The 16,430-nt window shown below is 31.3% G+C and carries 14 protein-coding genes; 2 read left to right on the top strand and 12 right to left on the bottom strand.

The annotated features are described in order from the left end of the window. Window positions 1–3 precede the first annotated feature (3 nt). The 8 genes from hisC to ABDX67_RS10485 all read right to left on the bottom strand — a co-directional run bounded on the left by hisC (window position 4) and on the right by ABDX67_RS10485 (window position 8,508). Window positions 4–1,056, bottom strand: a complete 1,053-nt coding sequence (hisC, locus tag ABDX67_RS10450) for a histidinol-phosphate transaminase (RefSeq protein ID WP_347174973.1) — start codon at window positions 1,054–1,056, stop codon at window positions 4–6. Between the two features lie 126 nt (window positions 1,057–1,182). Further along, window positions 1,183–2,466 (bottom strand): histidinol dehydrogenase, encoded by a 1,284-nt coding sequence (gene hisD, locus ABDX67_RS10455; protein ID WP_347174974.1) that lies wholly within the window; start codon window positions 2,464–2,466, stop codon window positions 1,183–1,185. A 104-nt stretch (window positions 2,467–2,570) separates the two neighbouring features. Then, complete coding sequence (gene hisG / locus ABDX67_RS10460) at window positions 2,571–3,428, bottom strand: ATP phosphoribosyltransferase (RefSeq protein ID WP_347174975.1); 858 nt, start codon at window positions 3,426–3,428, stop codon at window positions 2,571–2,573. 266 nt (window positions 3,429–3,694) lie between these two features. Then, window positions 3,695–4,072 (bottom strand): hypothetical protein, encoded by a 378-nt coding sequence (locus tag ABDX67_RS10465; protein WP_347174976.1) that lies wholly within the window; start codon window positions 4,070–4,072, stop codon window positions 3,695–3,697. A gap of 18 nt (window positions 4,073–4,090) precedes the next feature. Then, window positions 4,091–5,119, bottom strand: a complete 1,029-nt coding sequence (locus ABDX67_RS10470) for an endonuclease/exonuclease/phosphatase family protein (protein ID WP_347174977.1) — start codon at window positions 5,117–5,119, stop codon at window positions 4,091–4,093. Between the two features lie 73 nt (window positions 5,120–5,192). Next, the gene (gene typA, locus ABDX67_RS10475) at window positions 5,193–6,965 is read right to left on the bottom strand and encodes a translational GTPase TypA (protein WP_347174978.1); all 1,773 of its coding nucleotides are present in this window, start codon (window positions 6,963–6,965) and stop codon (window positions 5,193–5,195) included. Window positions 6,966–7,042: 77 nt separating this feature from the next. Then, window positions 7,043–7,348 carry an LETM1 domain-containing protein gene (locus ABDX67_RS10480; RefSeq protein ID WP_347174979.1) on the bottom strand — a complete coding sequence of 102 codons (306 nt, stop codon included), beginning with the start codon at window positions 7,346–7,348 and terminating at the stop codon, window positions 7,043–7,045. Continuing rightward, complete coding sequence (locus ABDX67_RS10485; protein WP_347174980.1) at window positions 7,345–8,508, bottom strand: proline dehydrogenase family protein; 1,164 nt, start codon at window positions 8,506–8,508, stop codon at window positions 7,345–7,347. The genes ABDX67_RS10480 and ABDX67_RS10485 overlap by 4 nt, the downstream gene beginning before the upstream one ends. 94 nt (window positions 8,509–8,602) lie before the next feature. Between ABDX67_RS10485 and aroB the strand changes: the two genes are divergently transcribed. Beyond that, the gene (gene aroB / locus ABDX67_RS10490; protein ID WP_347174981.1) at window positions 8,603–9,661 is read left to right on the top strand and encodes a 3-dehydroquinate synthase; all 1,059 of its coding nucleotides are present in this window, start codon (window positions 8,603–8,605) and stop codon (window positions 9,659–9,661) included. A 52-nt stretch (window positions 9,662–9,713) separates the two neighbouring features. Here the strand turns inward: aroB and bshA are convergent, their stop codons facing one another. The 4 genes from bshA to dnaB all read right to left on the bottom strand — a co-directional run bounded on the left by bshA (window position 9,714) and on the right by dnaB (window position 14,997). After that, entirely contained in the window at window positions 9,714–10,847 is a 1,134-nt protein-coding gene (gene bshA, locus ABDX67_RS10495) for an N-acetyl-alpha-D-glucosaminyl L-malate synthase BshA (RefSeq protein WP_347174982.1), read from the bottom strand. Window positions 10,848–11,052: 205 nt separating this feature from the next. Continuing rightward, window positions 11,053–11,901 carry a transketolase gene (locus tag ABDX67_RS10500; protein ID WP_347174983.1) on the bottom strand — a complete coding sequence of 283 codons (849 nt, stop codon included), beginning with the start codon at window positions 11,899–11,901 and terminating at the stop codon, window positions 11,053–11,055. A 129-nt stretch (window positions 11,902–12,030) separates the two neighbouring features. Beyond that, the gene (locus tag ABDX67_RS10505) at window positions 12,031–13,290 is read right to left on the bottom strand and encodes an asparagine synthetase B (protein WP_347174984.1); all 1,260 of its coding nucleotides are present in this window, start codon (window positions 13,288–13,290) and stop codon (window positions 12,031–12,033) included. Between the two features lie 189 nt (window positions 13,291–13,479). Further along, window positions 13,480–14,997 (bottom strand): replicative DNA helicase, encoded by a 1,518-nt coding sequence (gene dnaB / locus ABDX67_RS10510; protein ID WP_347174985.1) that lies wholly within the window; start codon window positions 14,995–14,997, stop codon window positions 13,480–13,482. Between the two features lie 278 nt (window positions 14,998–15,275). Between dnaB and ABDX67_RS10515 the strand changes: the two genes are divergently transcribed. Next, window positions 15,276–16,361 carry a DUF3810 domain-containing protein gene (locus tag ABDX67_RS10515; protein WP_347174986.1) on the top strand — a complete coding sequence of 362 codons (1,086 nt, stop codon included), beginning with the start codon at window positions 15,276–15,278 and terminating at the stop codon, window positions 16,359–16,361. Window positions 16,362–16,430 lie beyond the last annotated feature (69 nt).

Here is a 16,430-nt window from a genome sequence, read left to right on the forward strand (position 1 = left end):
TTTTTAATTAATTTCTTTTAAGATTTTTATTAATTTTTTATTTTCTAATGCAGTTCCAACAGTAATTCGCAAGCAATTTTCACACAAAGGCTCATTAGTTCTATTTCGAATTACAATTCCGTTGCTAATTAATTGCTGATATCTTTTCGTAGCATCGTCTACTTGTATCAACAGAAAATTTGCATCTGATGGATAGATTTTTTTAATAAAATCAATATTTTTTAATTCATTCTCAAGTTGAACTCTTTCACTTTTTAGTTGTTGAATTTCTTTTTGAACTGAATTAAAATCTAACAATCTACTTATGGCTTTTTGTTGTGACAATTCATTCACATTATACGGAGGTTTTATCTTGTTTAAAACCGAAATAATTTCTTTGGAAGCATAACAAATTCCCAACCGAATTCCTGCCATTCCATACGCTTTAGAAAAGGTTTGTGTGATGACCAAATTCGGAAACTCTTCTAATTTATTTAACCAACTTTCTTGTTCAGAAAAATCGATATAAGCTTCGTCAATTATCACCAAACCGTTGAATTTTAATAATAATTCTTCAACAGCGTCTTCAGAAAAACTATTTCCGGTTGGATTATTCGGTGAACATAAAAACAAGAGTTTTGTGTTTTCATCAACTCTACTTAAAATTTGTGCGACTTTGGGTTGAAAAGCTGCTGTCAAAGCAACTCTTTTGTTTTCAATTGCATTGATATTTGCCAATACAGCATACATTCCGTACGTCGGTGGTAATGTGATGATGTTGTCTTTATTTGGTTCGCAAAATGCTCTAAAAAGTAAATCCAATACTTCATCACTTCCATTTCCTAAAAGAATGTTTTTAGTGTCAATTTTTTTAATGTTTGACAGCAATTCTTTTACCGAATTTTGCTGCGGATCTGGATAACGATTGACACCATTTGCAAACGGATTCTCATTGGCATCTAAGAAAATCATTTCTTTAGATGCTGTGTCTTTATATTCGTCTCTTGCGGATGAATAAGCGTTTAGAGATTTGATGTTTTCTCTTACTAGATTGTTGATGTTGAAATTTGTTTTCATTTTATATTTATGTTGTCACATTGAGTGAGTTTATGACTTCAGGAATAAATTTGTATCGAGATGTAATATTCATTTGTTCTCGATACAATTTCTCGTTCCTCGAAATCACTCGAACAGACATTTGTATTAATTAATTTCTTTTAACCGAATCGAAACCGCATTTTTATGCGCTTGCAATCCTTCTGCTTCAGCCATAATTTCAATGGATTTTCCAATATTTTGCAAACCTTCTTTTGATATTTTTTGATAGGTAATGCTCTTTAAAAAACTATCTAAATTCACTCCTGAATAGGCTTTTGAAAATCCGTTTGTTGGTAAGGTGTGATTGGTTCCAGAAGCATAATCTCCCGCGCTTTCTGGTGTATAATTTCCAATAAATACCGAGCCAGCATTTTCTATAAATTCAATAAAAAAATCGTTATTTCTTGTTGCAATAATTAAATGTTCTGGCGCATAATTGTTGATGAGTTCTATGGCTTCATTTACATCTTCAATTAAAATAGCTTTCGAATTTTCTAATGTTTTTGCAGCAATATCTTTTCTTGGCAGTTCTAAAAGCTGTTTTTGTATTTCATGCTGAACGGATTCAATCAATTCCACGGAATCCGAAACCAATACAACTTGACTATCGATTCCGTGTTCAGCTTGACTCAACAAATCTGAAGCAACAAACGATGCTTTTGCTGAATTATCTGCTACAACTAAAACTTCACTTGGACCAGCTGGCATATCAATGGCAACGCCATATTTTGTAGCAATTTGTTTTGCAACCGTTACATACTGATTTCCTGGTCCAAATATTTTAGACACTTTAGGAATGCTTTCTGTACCAAATGTCATGGCAGCAATCGCTTGAATTCCGCCTACTTTAAAAATTTGGGTAACTCCACAAAGATTTGCTGCATATACAATTGCTGGATTGATTTTTCCGTTTTTATCTGGTGGAGAACACAACACAATTTCTTTACAACCTGCAATTTGAGCAGGAATTGCCAACATTAAAACGGTAGAAAATAATGGCGCTGTTCCACCGGGAATGTACAAACCAACTTTTGTAATCGGTTTTTTTTCTTGCCAACATTGTACTCCGATCATAGTTTCAACAACTACTTTTTCTGTTTTTTGAGCAACGTGAAATTTTGTGAGATTCTCTTTAGCAACAGTAATAGCATTTTTTAAATCATCAGAAACGAACTCAATTGCTTCTTGTATTTCATCTTTAGAAACAAGTGTCTTATTTAAAGCAGCAACATCAAACTTTTCTGTGTACTTTTTTAAGGCAACATCACCGTGTAATTTGACTTCATTAAAAATTTGATTGACTGTTTTTTCAATATCATCCAAAGTTTTTGTTGGTCGTTGTAAGATAGTTTCCCAAACTTTTTTTTGTGGGTTTTGGATTACTTTCATTTTTTTAATTTTATTATTTCATCACTTAATATTTTGTCTGTACAAACGATGCTGAGAACTAATTATGAGGTCTCGACTCCGCTCGACCTAACACTATAATTTCATTACAGTACCATTTTTTCAATTGGACATACTAAAATTCCCTCTGCACCTTTTACTTTCAAAACATCAATAATTTCCCAAAATTGATTTTTATCAATCACAGAGTGAACAGAACACCAACCTTCTTCTGCTAATGGTAAAACTGTAGGACTTTTCATTCCAGGTAAAACAGCAATGATTTCTGATAGTTTTTCATTCGGAGCATTCAATAAAATATATTTAGAGTTTCGTCCTTTTAAAACAGCTTTAATTCTGAATTGTAATTTGTTCAATATTTGCTGATTTTCATCAGAAATTAAAGGTGAAACGGCTAATACAGCTTCCGATGTTAACAAAACTTCTACTTCGTTTAAATTATTTTTAAATAAAGTGCTTCCGCTTGAAACGATATCGCAAATTCCGTCTGCCAAACCTATATTCGGCGCAATTTCTACAGAACCATTAATGATGTGTAGTTGTGCATCAACTCCTTTGTCTAGCAAATATTTTTTTACTGTATTTTGATATGAAGTAGCAATTTTTTTATTGTCAAAATATTCAATTCCTGTATAAGTTTCATTTTTAGGAATTGCTAAAGAAACCTTGCATTTTGAAAAACCTAATTTTTCTGCGATATTGATATCTTCTCCTTTTTCAATCAAAATGTTTTCTCCGATGATGGCGATATCTACTACTCCATCTCTTAGGTATTGTGGAATATCTCCGTTTCTTAAATAAAAAACTTCTAGTGGAAAATTACTTGAAATTGCTTTTAATTGATCTTTTCCGTTGTCGATTGAAATACCACAATCTTTTAAAATTTGTAAGGAATCTTCGTTTAATCTTCCTGATTTTTGAATGGCTATTCTTAGTTTACTCATTGTTTTTTTAAATTTGTTTGAGTAAACCAAAAGGAAATATCTGTGTAAGAAAAAACCCGTTCGATGTACTCAAACGGGTTTAAAATATATGTTGAATTTATTCAATACACTTTCACTTCGCCTGAGTCGAATTATGAAAATGATGATGATGGTTTTGAATAAATGTCATGTCGTTGTTTTTAACTCCGCAAATATTGTGATTTTATTTTTTAATACACAAATGATTTCTGTAAAATTTTGATTAAAATTTTTTTTTGTTAGAATCACTACGATTCTAAAGGAATTTCAGGTAATTTATTTTTAAAACTTGGCGCATTATCTCTGTAAGAAATTACTTTCTTTTTAGAAACAGTTACCAATAAATCTTCATTTAAGGTAAATAAAGTTCCAACTCTAAAAGATTCCATAAGTAATATTTCCAATTCAGAAATTGCTTCATTTAAAGAAAATTGTTTGTATGTGTTTTCGGTTGCATAACGGTATTTGAACTGAAAAATTTCTTTTCCGTCAATTACAAACAAGCGCAAATACACATTTAATAAACCATTACTTTTTCTGATGGGTTTGCTTAATGTTAATTTTACGAATTCATCATTTATAACGCTATTGCGTAATGTTTCAAAAAAAACTTTAAAATCACTCATGTTGCAAAGATAAATTGTTTATTTAATAATCAAACTTGTAAAAACAGCTTTATGATCAGAAGGCCAATTTAATTCTGAAGCTAAATAAGTGTCATTTTCTGTTCCTTTTGTAGATACAACATTTCTTACATAGTATTCTTTAGGTCCAATAATTGCAGATTTTAACACTGAAATATCTTTCCCTTTATAATAAATAAAATCAATGCGGTCTCTTTCATCAGCTTTTGGAGTCCAACTTGTACTTTTATTTTCACTATATGATGAAGGCCATGTAAATCCAGGGTTTTTAACTACATTTGGATAGATTTCCCTATAAGAATCTATAAATTCATTTTCTTTTAAAACAATACTATTTTGCCAATTAATAACCAACTCATTATGATCAAATAGGCTTTTGGTATTCCGCTGCCAATCTAAATGAGAAGGTTCATTAAAATCACCTAAAAGAACTATTGGGTTTAAAGAGTTTTGTATCGACTTTAAAAAGCTATTGATTTGTTCATCTCGTTGTGATGACAAATTGTAAGATAAAATACTATCAATAGATTTTATTGGTTTTAATTGCCCGTTCTTATCAGTTATTTCTCCCCAATTTGGAGTTCCACCAAAATATCCTCTAGGTAAATAACATGCATATTGAGTATAATCTAAATGAGCAACAGCAACCGTAATTATTTTTCCTTTAATATCAATTGTAAATTTTCCGATACTACCGTTTCCTGTTAAAACTGAATCGATTATTGGAAATTTACTCAATAATGATATATCTCCACCAACATATCCTCTATAATAATTTCTATTACTTTCTTTTAAAGAAGTTTGAATTTTAGTTGTCCAATCTCCATCATAGTTTCTAACTTCAGTAAAACCAATAACATCTGGGTTTACAGCTAGTACGACTTCTTTTATTTGATTGAAACCATTATCAACCTTGGTTCCTTCATGATAAATGTTAAAAGCAGCAAAATCGACTTTAATTTCTTTAGAACAACTAGAAAGTAAAACGAGTAAGTGTATAATAAAAATGTTTTTTTGAATTGATTTCATTTAGTAAATGTACTTTTTTAAATAAAAAAAGAGCTACAAAATGTAGCTCTTTTAATAATAAATGTAATTTTTATTATGCTCTAAAATCAATTTTACGCATACGTAAACTCACTGGAGTTACCTCTAAATACTCGTCTGCTTTAATATATTCCATATTTTCTTCAAGAGAAAAGTCAACTTTCGGTGCAATTTTCATCGCATCATCTGTGCCAGATTTACGCATATTTGTTAATTGCTTTCCTTTGATTAAGTTTACAGCCATATCTTCTGACTTCGAGTTTTCTCCAATTACTTGACCTACATAAATTTCTTGATTTATATCAATAAAGAAACGTCCTCTATCTTGTAAGCGATTTAATGCATATGCAGTTGCTTTACCAGCCGCAGAAGAAACAATTGCTCCTTTGATGTCTTCATTAAAATCACCCTTATAAGGTCCGTATTCACTAAATCTATGGTTGATAATTGCAGTACCAGCAGTTGCTGTTAAAATTTTGTTACGCAAACCAATCAATCCACGAGATGGAATTGAAAATTCTAAGTGTTGCAAATCTCCTTTCGGTTCCATAATCAATAAGTCACCTTTACGTAAAGAAACTAAGTTTACTGCTTTAGAAGCAGCTTCTTCTGGCACATCAATAGACAATGTTTCCATTGGCTCGTGTTTTTTTCCATCAATTTCTTTGATAATTACTTGTGGTCTTCCTACTTGTAATTCATATCCTTCTCTACGCATTGTTTCAATCAATACTGATAAGTGTAAAACTCCACGTCCAAAAACGTTAAATTTATCTTCACTATCAGTTGTTTCAACTTTTAATGCTAAGTTTTTTTCTAATTCTTTGAACAGTCTGTCACGAATATGACGAGAAGTTACATATTTACCTTCTTTGCCAAAGAAAGGAGAATTGTTAATGGTAAACAACATACTCATTGTAGGTTGGTCTATTTCTGTTCTTGGCAATGCTTCTGGATTTTCTAAATCTGCAATGGTATCACCAATTTCAAATCCTTCAACTCCAGTAATTGCACAAATATCTCCACAAGGAACTTTATCTACTTGCACTTTACCCATTCCTTCGAATACGTGTAATTCTTTAATTCTTACTTTTTTAGTAGATCCATCTGCTTTACATAACATGTAATCTTTACCAGCTTCTAAATCTCCACGGAAAATACGTCCGATAGCAATTCTTCCTGTAAATGAAGAAAAATCTAATGAAGTAATTTGCATTTGTGGAGTTCCTGGGTTGTATTTAGTTTCTGGTATAGATTCTAATACAGCATCTAATAAAGGAATAATATTGTCTGTTTGATTTTTCCAATCAGTGCTCATCCAATTGTTCTTTGCAGAACCATATATTGTGGTAAAATCTAATTGTTCTTCTGTTGCTTCTAACGCAAACATTAAATCGAATACTTTCTCGTGTACTAAATCTGGAGTACAGTTTTCTTTGTCTACTTTATTTACAACTACAATAGGAGTCAGCCCTAATTCTAGTGCTTTTCCTAATACAAATCGAGTTTGTGGCATTGGTCCTTCAAATGCATCAACTAATAACAAAACACCATCTGCCATTTTTAATACACGCTCTACTTCTCCACCAAAATCGGCGTGACCAGGAGTATCAATTACATTAATTTTTGTGTTTTTGTAATTTATAGATACGTTTTTAGAAAGAATTGTTATTCCTCTTTCTCGTTCTAAATCGTTATTATCTAATAATAAATCTGTACGTTCTTTACGATCGTCTAAGATTTTAGCTTGATCTATAATTTTATCAACCAAGGTTGTTTTTCCGTGATCGACGTGTGCTATAATAGCGATATTTCTAATTGATTGCATACTTGCTTCTTAAATTTCGTGCAAAAGTAGTGTTTTTTGATTGAATATAAAGAAGTTAAAAGTTGAATTCTTTTGATTTATTTTAAGTCTATGTTGATAGAATCGTCTTCTCTAAATGCGCTGGGTAAAATATCTGGAATCAATTTTATTAAAAGTGGCAATAATAAAGCTCCGCCAGGAAGCATAAAAACTGCCAATGCAGGAATACTTTTACAAATGTCAATCAATTGTTTTTTTACTTTTCCTTTTTCTTCTGAAGTAAGTTTTTTGTGTGTAGATTTAGTTAATAATGAAAGTAACTCTTTGCTTTCTTGAATTTCTTTTGCAAGTCGTTTTTTATTTTTATAAATATTTACTTTTATTTCTTGAATTGTAGTACTCACAATAGTTTTCTACGTTTTTTTTCTGTTTTAATTAAATTCAATTCTCTACTTGTTTGTCCGGCTACAGATGTGTTTTCTTCTGCTCTTCTAATTAAATACGGCATCACATCTCTTACTGGTCCAAACGGTACATATTTTGCTACATTATAACCTTCTTTCGCTAAATTAAAGCTGATGTGATCACTCATTCCGTATAGCTGACCAAACCAAACACGTTTATCATTTAACTCGATGTTGTGCTTTTTGATTAAATCCATTACTAAAAACGAACTTTCTTCGTTATGTGTTCCTGCAAACAATGCCATTTTTGGATGTTCCATCATATATACAATAGCTGCATTATAGTTTTCGTCAGTTGCTAATTTATCAGCACAAATAGGAGATTCATACCCTTTTTCTTCTGCTCTTTCTCGCTCTTTTTCCATATAAGCTCCGCGAACAATTTTCATTCCGATATGAAAACCTTTTTGATGTGCTTTTTGATGCAGCTCTTTTAAATATGCTAATCTATCGTGACGATACATTTGCAATGTGCTAAAAACGATGGCTTTTTCTTTGTTGTAAACTTCCATCAATTCTTCAATTAAATGATCTACTGCATCTTGCATCCAGCTTTCTTCTGCATCAATTAAAATAGGAACATCTTTTTCTGCTGCTGCTTTGCAAATTGTATGATAACGCTCTACAATTCGTAACCATTCAGATTTTTCATCAACTGTTAAAGTTTCTCCTTCTGTAATTTTTTGATACAAAGCAAAACGACCAAATCCTGTTGGTTTAAAAACAGCAAAAGGAATCGATTCTTTCTCTTCACAAAAGTCAAGAATTCGCATTATTTTGCCTAAAGTTTTATCAAACTCTTCTTCATTTTCTTTTCCTTCAACAGAATAATCTAATACAGAGCTTACTCTTTTAGTAAACAGATTATCTATGTTTGGCATACAATCTTCTTCTGTTACTCCGCCACAAAAGTGATCGAAAACAGTTGAACGTATTAAGCCTTCTACAGGTAAATGTGCTTTTAAGGCAAAGTTTGTAACCGCAGTTCCTATACGAACCATTGGTTGGCTCTGTATCATTTTAAATAAAAAATATGCGCGTTCTAATTGAGAATCAGATTTTAAAGAAAATGCTACTTCTGTATTTTCAAAAAGTTTCATAGATAAACAGTTGTAATTTATTATAACAAAGATAACTTTAATGTATTTATATTTCAATTATTTCTGCTTATTTTGCAAGCACAATATGCAAGTAATGAAATCAATTAAATCAGCAACCTATTTTGTTCATTTTCAAGAAAATGGATACTTACAATTAAACACATTAATAGCTTCTAAATCGTATTCTTCAATTTTTATTTTAGTCGATGAGAATACAAATGAATGTTGCTACGGAAAATTTATTCCAAATTTAACTGCAAATTGTCCGATTGAAATCATCGAAATTGAATCTGGAGAGATTCATAAAAACTTAGAAACGTGTATTGGTGTTTGGAATGTGTTAACCGAATTAAATGCTGATAGAAAAAGTTTACTAATTACCTTAGGTGGCGGTGTTATTACAGATTTAGGAGGTTTTGTAGCGGCAACTTTTAAACGTGGAATCGATTTTGTAAACATCCCTACAACTTTATTAAGTATGGTTGATGCTTCTGTTGGAGGAAAAACGGGTGTTGATTTAGGTGTATTAAAAAATCAGATTGGTTTGTTTGCAAATCCAGAAATGGTTATCGTAGATACAAACTATTTAGAAACGGTAACTCCAAGAGAAATTAGATCTGGAACTGCAGAAATTATCAAATACGGATTAACCTACGATGTAAGTTTGTACAATAAAATTAAAGATTCAGAAAACTTAGATATTACGGAGTTAATTCATCGTTCTATAGAAATTAAAAATGAAGTTGTTTTAGAAGATCCCAAAGAACAAAACTTACGTAAAATTTTAAATTTTGGTCATACAATTGGTCATGCTATAGAATCGTATTTTTTAGAATCTGAATCGAAAGAAAATTTAACTCACGGTGAAGCTATTGCAATCGGAATGGTTGCGGAGTGTTATCTGTCTTCAGAAATTCTTGGTTTTCCTAAAAACGAATTAGAAAACATCAAACAAGTCATTGTAAATATTTATGGAAGAACTGAAATTTTAGAAGATGATTTTAACGGAATTCTAGAATATCTAAAACACGATAAAAAGAATGTTGGCGGACAAGTTAATTTTGTATTATTAACTGATTTAGAGCAAACAAAAATAGATTGTAAAGCTGCAACAGAATTGATTATTGAAAGTATTCAGTATTACAATTCTTAACTCTTTGAGAATTTTGATACATTTCAGCATCAAAATTCACAATGCGAAATTTTTAACTCACTTTTATTTTAAGCGATTCATAAATATCTTCATAAACTGGTAAGATATTCTTGATAGAAAACTTCTTTGTATGTGCTTTTGCATTTTGTTTAAATTGCAATAAAGTAGCGTCATCTTTTATAATTTTTAAGACATTTTTCGCCATGTCTTCCACATCACCAACATCGCTTAAATAACCAGTTACACCATGAACATTTACTTCTGGCAAACCTCCAGAATTTGCAGAAACAACAGCTGTTCCAGCTGCCATTGCTTCTAAAGCAGCCAGTCCAAAACTTTCTGTTTTAGAAGGCAGTAAAAACACATCAGTATAACATAAAATTTCTGCAACTTCAGAACTATTTCCTAAAAACAATACATCTTTTTTAATGCCTAATCTTTTTACTAATAATTCGGCAGATCTTCTTTCTGGACCATCACCAACCATTAACAATTTAGACGGAACAGTTCTGTGTACAATTTCAAAAGTTTTGATAACATCTTCAACTCTTTTTACTGGTCTAAAATTACTAACGTGCGTAAAAATTCTTTCGTTTGGTTTTGCCAATGCAATTCGCTGACATTCTTGTTCATGCGCTTTATCATATTTTTCTGTATCAATAAAATTATGAATAACATGAATGTCTTTTTTAATATTGAAAAGTCGTAATGTATCTTCTTTTAAACTCTTTGAAACTGTTGTTACAACATCAGAATTGTTGATGCTAAATTCTACCGCGGTTTTATAGGTTGGGTGACTTCCAACTAACGTAATATCTGTTCCGTGTAAAGTTGTCACTACTTTTATGTCGATTCCTTTTTCCTTTAACATTTGCTTTGCCATATAAGCTGCGTATGCATGCGGAATTGCATAATGAACATGTAAAACTTCTAATTGATATTTAGCAACAACTTCTACCATTCTTGTTGATAATGCCAATTCATAAGGTTGATATTGAAACAAAGGATATTCCTCAATTACTACTTCGTGAAAATGTAAATTGTGAGAAATAAAATCTAATCGAACTGGTAAATTATAAGTTATAAAATGGACTTCATGTCCATTATCTGCCAACGCCATTCCTAATTCTGTTGCAACTACTCCACTTCCTCCAAAAGTTGGATAACAAACAATACCTATTTTCATATTAATAATTGAAAGATTAAATGATTTAAAAAATTAAAGCTACAAAAACTTCAACTTGTTAGTTGTAAAGGTAAAACTATTCTTACATTCTAATCCTAAATAAAAACATAAAAAAAGAGTTTTTCAAATATTTGAAAAACTCTTTTTTTATGTTTTAACTTAACAAATTTTCCCCTTTGGGGAAATGTCTGAAAGACAAAGGGAATTAATAATCTCCTAATGTTTCTGGATTTTGAGCCAATGCACTTTCTAATTGCTCATCGTTTGGCGCTTTTCCGTGCCAAGCATGTGTATGCATCATAAAGTCAACACCGTTACCCATTTCTGTATATAATAAGATACAAACTGGCTTTCCTTTTCCTGTTCTAGATTTTGCTTCTGCTAATCCTTCTAAGATTGATGCAATGTCGTTTCCTTTTTTAATTTCTAAAACATCCCAGCCAAAAGCTTCAAATTTTGCTTTGATGCTTCCCATTGGCAATACATCATCTGTTGCACCATCAATTTGCTTTCCGTTTAAATCTACCGTAGCAATTAAATTATCAACTTTTTTTCCTGCGGCATACATTGCAGATTCCCAAATTTGTCCTTCTTGCAGTTCTCCATCACCATGTAAAGTATATACTAAATGCGAATCGTTGTTTAATTTTTTAGCTTCTGCAGCTCCAATTCCAACAGACATTCCTTGACCTAAAGAACCAGAAGCAATTCTAATTCCTTCTAAACCTTCATGTGTTGTTGGATGTCCTTGCAACCGTGTATTTAGTTTTCTAAAAGTTGCTAATTCTTCTACTTTAAAGAATCCTGTATGCGCCAAAACGCTGTAATAAACCGGAGAAATATGTCCGTTTGATAAAAAGAATAGATCTTCGTTAATTCCATCCATTTTAAAATCGGTAGAATACTCCATTACTTCTTGATATAAACAAGTAATAAATTCTGCACATCCTAAAGAACCTCCTGGATGACCTGAATTTACTGCATGAACCATGCGTAAAATATCTCTTCTAACTTGTTGTGTAAAAATTTCTAAGCGTTGTACTGTTGTAGACATGTGTGTTTTGTTTGTTGCTGACAAAAGTACTTTTTTAAATACAATTTGACAATGGCATTTTTACCTTTTTATTGACATAATTTAAAAGTTATTAAGAATAGTTCTCGACTCCGCTCGAACGGACATTTTTTAAGTCTTTTGCTTTTTTTTCTTTGCAGCAGGAAACAACACATTATTTAAGATTAAACGATAACCTGGTGAAGTTGGATGCAAATCTAATTCAGTTTTTGGATCTCCAACTCTGTGTTGATAATCTTCAGGATCATGTCCACCATAAAACGTAAACATTCCTTTTCCTTTGGTTCCGTGGATATAACGTGCTTCTCTATTTACTTTATTTTCTCCCATCACCAAAACGGTTGGCTTTACAGTATTTCTATCAAAAGAAGTGGTTTGTCCCATAAAACCTTTTACCAATTGTGTATGATTTTGCGTTAACATCGTAGGAACAGGATCCCATTTTGCAGAATATTCTTGTAAATAAAAATAATCTGATGTTTTCGGAATTCTACGTTTTCGTGTCATATCGATGGATGAAAACTCGTAGGTTGTCGGATTTCTTACCAACGTATAATTCTCGAATGCAAAGGTTTTTGAAAAATCTATTTTAGATTGATAATTGGGTTCTGATGGGTCGCCATCAAACATAGTTTCTGCAATATCAACGCCTTCGGCTGATAACGCAATATCAAAACTATCGGTTGCAGAGCACATTGCAAACATAAATCCGCCACCAATTACATAATCTCTAATCTTTTTTGCAACTGCTAATTTTTCTTCCGAAACTTTGTCGAAACCTAATTTATTTGCCAATGCTTCGGCTTGTTTTTTTCTTTCAATATACCAAGGTTCTGCTCTAAAAGAACCATAAAATCGTCCGTATTGACCAGTAAAATCTTCGTGATGCAAATGCAACCATTCGTATAACAATAACTTGTCATTCAACACTTCTTCATCGTAAATAACATCAAACGGAATCTCAGCATATTTCAACACCATGGTTACAGCATCGTCCCAAGGCATTTTATCTTTTGGAGAATACACTGCTATTTTAGGCGCTTTTTCTAAAGTTACAGCTTCTTGATTTTTAGACGGAGAAGAAATATCTTGTAAAATTAATTGTGCTTTTGCATCAGAAATTACTTGATACGAAACGCCTCTGATTTTACATTCTTTGATAATAGTTTCATTATTTTCTATTAAAAATGCGCCGCCATCATAATTTAACAACCATTTTGCTTTGACGCCATTTTGTAACGAAAAGAAAACAATTCCGTAAGCTTTTAAATGATTCTTCTGATTCTCTGCACTCATTGGTATATAAATGAATTGCGCCCAAAGTGAATTGGTAATCAATAAAAAAGCGAGTATGGAAAAGATTTTTTTCATTTCAGAAAACTAAAATACACAATTACAAGTAAGCAATTGTGCATTATTTATTTTTTAAGAATTATTTAATGATCTAAATGTCATTCCTGTGAAAACAGGAATCCATATTTAACTTAGTTTGTGTCCATTAACTTTATTATAGATTTCCACCTACGCGGGAATGACAAACCTCAAAATTATTAATAAAATTTAAAAAGGAACATCAGTATTTTCATCTTCAATTCCAAAAGCATCTTTTGGGCTGATAAATTGATCTGGAGAAACAGAATTCATACTCGATTGGAATTCAGAACTGAAGCCTTCTTCTAAATCTGAGAATTTTGCCAAATGTCCTGTAAACTTTAAACGGATATTTTCCAATCCACCATTTCTGTGTTTTGCCACGATAAATTCTCCTTGTCCTTCACATGGCGTATGATCATCATCGTCCCATTCTGTAAGTCCGTAATATTCTGGTCTAAAAATAAACGATACAATATCTGCATCTTGTTCAATTGCACCAGATTCACGTAAATCAGAAAGTAAAGGTCTTTTAGAGCCACCACGTGTTTCAACCGCACGCGATAACTGAGATAATGCAATTACCGGAACTTCTAATTCTTTTGCCAATGCTTTTAAGTTTCTAGAGATGGTAGAAATTTCTTGTTCTCTATTTCCTCCACCTTTTCCAGAAGAACCACCAGCTGTCATTAATTGTAAATAATCAATTATAATAATTTTTACGCCGTGTTGCGAAACCAAACGTCTTGCTTTTGCACGTAAATCAAAAATTGATAATGATGGTGTATCATCAATAAAAATAGGTGCATCAGACAATTTTTTTACTTTTACGTTTAGTTGTTCCCATTCGTGCGCTTCTAAATTTCCTTTACGCAGTTTTTCTGAAGTTAAACCTGTTTCAGAAGAAATCATACGTGTAATTAATTGTACAGAAGACATCTCAAGTGAAAATAATGCAACAGGATGACCGAAATCTATCGCCATATTTTTTGCCATTGAAATTACAAAAGCTGTTTTTCCCATACCAGGACGCGCAGCAATAATAATTAAATCGGATGGTTGCCAACCAGAAGTTAAAGCATCTAATTTAGAAAAACCTGTTTCTAAACCACTCATTCCTTCTTGATTAGAAATATCTTGAATTTTCTTTAAGGCTTGTTTTACCAAATCTCCAGCATCTTCAGAACCTTTCTTTAAGTTTCCTTGGGTAACTTCAAATAGTTTTGCTTCTGCTTCATCTAATAAATCAAAAACATCAACTGTTTCATCATAAGCAGTTTCTATAATATCGCTTGAAATAGAAATTAATTTACGCTGAATGTACTTTTGTAAAATGATACGTGCATGGTATTCTATATGTGCAGAAGAAGCTACTTTTTGTGTTAAATTGATGAGGTAAAAATCGCCGCCAACCAATTCTAACTTTCCGTCTTTTCTAAGTTGTTGAGAAACCGTTAATAAATCTGTAGGTTCAGAATTTTGAAACAAGGTATAAATAGCAGCGTAAATTTCTTGGTGTTTTTTATCATAAAAAGCATCTGGATGTAAAATATCAATGACATCGTCAATTCCTTTTTTATCAATCATCATTGCACCCAACACAGCAATTTCTAAATCTAATGCTTGTGGTGGTATTTTCCCTTTTTCTAAGCTAATAATTCTAGCTTTATCTACTTTTTTACCAGATACAAATTTTGTTTCCTCCATAACAACAAATGTAGTTTTTTAGGTTGATACTTTTAAGCTGAAATTTCATTTTCTTTATGCACATTTTTTGTTTACAAAATGTTATTAACCTGTTAACAACACCTCAAGATTCATTTATTTCTCTATTTTTAATGTAAGATTTAAGATAATTAATTTTTCAACTTGTCTGTTCGAGCGAGTCGAGAGGTTTTGAATAGTTCTCGACTCGCTCGAACAGACAATGCGCTTTTAATTTAATTTAAGACAAAACTCAAAACTATTTCTCTATTTTTGAAACGATGAAAAACAAAAAGTTAACCGTTTATCTTTCTTACTTATTTGTGTTTCAAATTGTATTTGTACAATTGATACGCAACTATCCGAGTTTTGTTGAACACTACTATTCAAACGGAATTTATCTTTTTACAAGTACATTATTTCGAATTCTTTTTGGTTGGATTCCTTTTTCGTTTGGTGATTTGTTGATTGGTTTTTTAGTTTTTGTTTCCTTCCGATTTATCTATCGCTTATTTAAAAATAAATTTAAAAACATAAAGCAAAAATCATTCCAAGCAATTGCTTTTATTTCAATTTTATATTCATGTTTTTATTGGTTTTGGGGATTCAATTATTTTAGAGAACCGTTGGCAAAAAACTTAGGGTATCATCAAACAACATACACAACCGAGCAGTTAACCGAGGTTTCTAAAAACGTCATTCAACAATTAAACGAAACACAGTTTTTAATCACAAAAAACGATTCTATAAAAGTTGTAAATCCATATTCTCAAAAAGAAATGTATCAAAAAGCACTTTCTGGATATGCAACTTTAGCAATTACTTTTCCGCAATTTGAATATCAATTTAAATCTGTTAAAAATTCGTTGATGAGCTTATTGCAAACCTATAATGGAACCTCTGGATATTTTAATCCGTTTACTGGAGAAGCGCAAGTAAATGATCGGATTCCAAAAACGGGTTACCCAACAACTGTTTGTCACGAAATGGCACATCAATTAGGAATTGCAGCGGAAAATGAAGCCAATTTTGTAGGTTATTTAGCTGCCTTGTCTAATGAGGATGTTTATTTTAAATATGCTGCTTACAGAATGGCATTTAGCTATTTAATTTCTGAAGTTAGAAAACGTGATAAAGAACTTTTTAAAACATTGATAAATTCTGTAAACAAAGGAGTTTTAATCGATTTTAAAGAAAGTTCAGCGTTTTGGAATGAATATCAAAATCCGATTGAACCATTGATTAAGAAAGGCTATAATTCGTATTTAAAAGCTAATAATCAAGCAAACGGAATACAATCTTACAATTATGTTGTTGATTTAATTATTAGTTATGCTAACCAATCAAAAAAAGGTTTAAAATCTTAAAATTATGTTAAAGTACTTTTAATTGTAACTTAACAATTTTCTTCTCAATAAATTTATAAACTAAAACAA

This window comes from Polaribacter uvawellassae (genome assembly GCF_039748955.1).
In the GTDB taxonomy this organism is placed as follows: domain Bacteria; phylum Bacteroidota; class Bacteroidia; order Flavobacteriales; family Flavobacteriaceae; genus Polaribacter; species Polaribacter uvawellassae.

What these genes read in the sequence shown, in the direction of transcription:
- hisD (WP_347174974.1), bottom strand. Translation starts at nt 2,466, where the DNA reads ATGAAAGTAATCCAAAACCCACAAAAAAAAGTTTGGGAAACTATCTTA.
- dnaB (WP_347174985.1), bottom strand. Translation starts at nt 14,997, where the DNA reads ATGGAGGAAACAAAATTTGTATCTGGTAAAAAAGTAGATAAAGCTAGA.
- ABDX67_RS10505 (WP_347174984.1), bottom strand. Translation starts at nt 13,290, where the DNA reads ATGAAAAAAATCTTTTCCATACTCGCTTTTTTATTGATTACCAATTCA.
- ABDX67_RS10515 (WP_347174986.1), top strand. Translation starts at nt 15,276, where the DNA reads ATGAAAAACAAAAAGTTAACCGTTTATCTTTCTTACTTATTTGTGTTT.
- hisC (WP_347174973.1), bottom strand. Translation starts at nt 1,056, where the DNA reads ATGAAAACAAATTTCAACATCAACAATCTAGTAAGAGAAAACATCAAA.
- aroB (WP_347174981.1), top strand. Translation starts at nt 8,603, where the DNA reads ATGAAATCAATTAAATCAGCAACCTATTTTGTTCATTTTCAAGAAAAT.
- bshA (WP_347174982.1), bottom strand. Translation starts at nt 10,847, where the DNA reads ATGAAAATAGGTATTGTTTGTTATCCAACTTTTGGAGGAAGTGGAGTA.
- ABDX67_RS10485 (WP_347174980.1), bottom strand. Translation starts at nt 8,508, where the DNA reads ATGAAACTTTTTGAAAATACAGAAGTAGCATTTTCTTTAAAATCTGAT.
- hisG (WP_347174975.1), bottom strand. Translation starts at nt 3,428, where the DNA reads ATGAGTAAACTAAGAATAGCCATTCAAAAATCAGGAAGATTAAACGAA.
- ABDX67_RS10500 (WP_347174983.1), bottom strand. Translation starts at nt 11,901, where the DNA reads ATGTCTACAACAGTACAACGCTTAGAAATTTTTACACAACAAGTTAGA.
- ABDX67_RS10470 (WP_347174977.1), bottom strand. Translation starts at nt 5,119, where the DNA reads ATGAAATCAATTCAAAAAAACATTTTTATTATACACTTACTCGTTTTA.
- ABDX67_RS10465 (WP_347174976.1), bottom strand. Translation starts at nt 4,072, where the DNA reads ATGAGTGATTTTAAAGTTTTTTTTGAAACATTACGCAATAGCGTTATA.
- typA (WP_347174978.1), bottom strand. Translation starts at nt 6,965, where the DNA reads ATGCAATCAATTAGAAATATCGCTATTATAGCACACGTCGATCACGGA.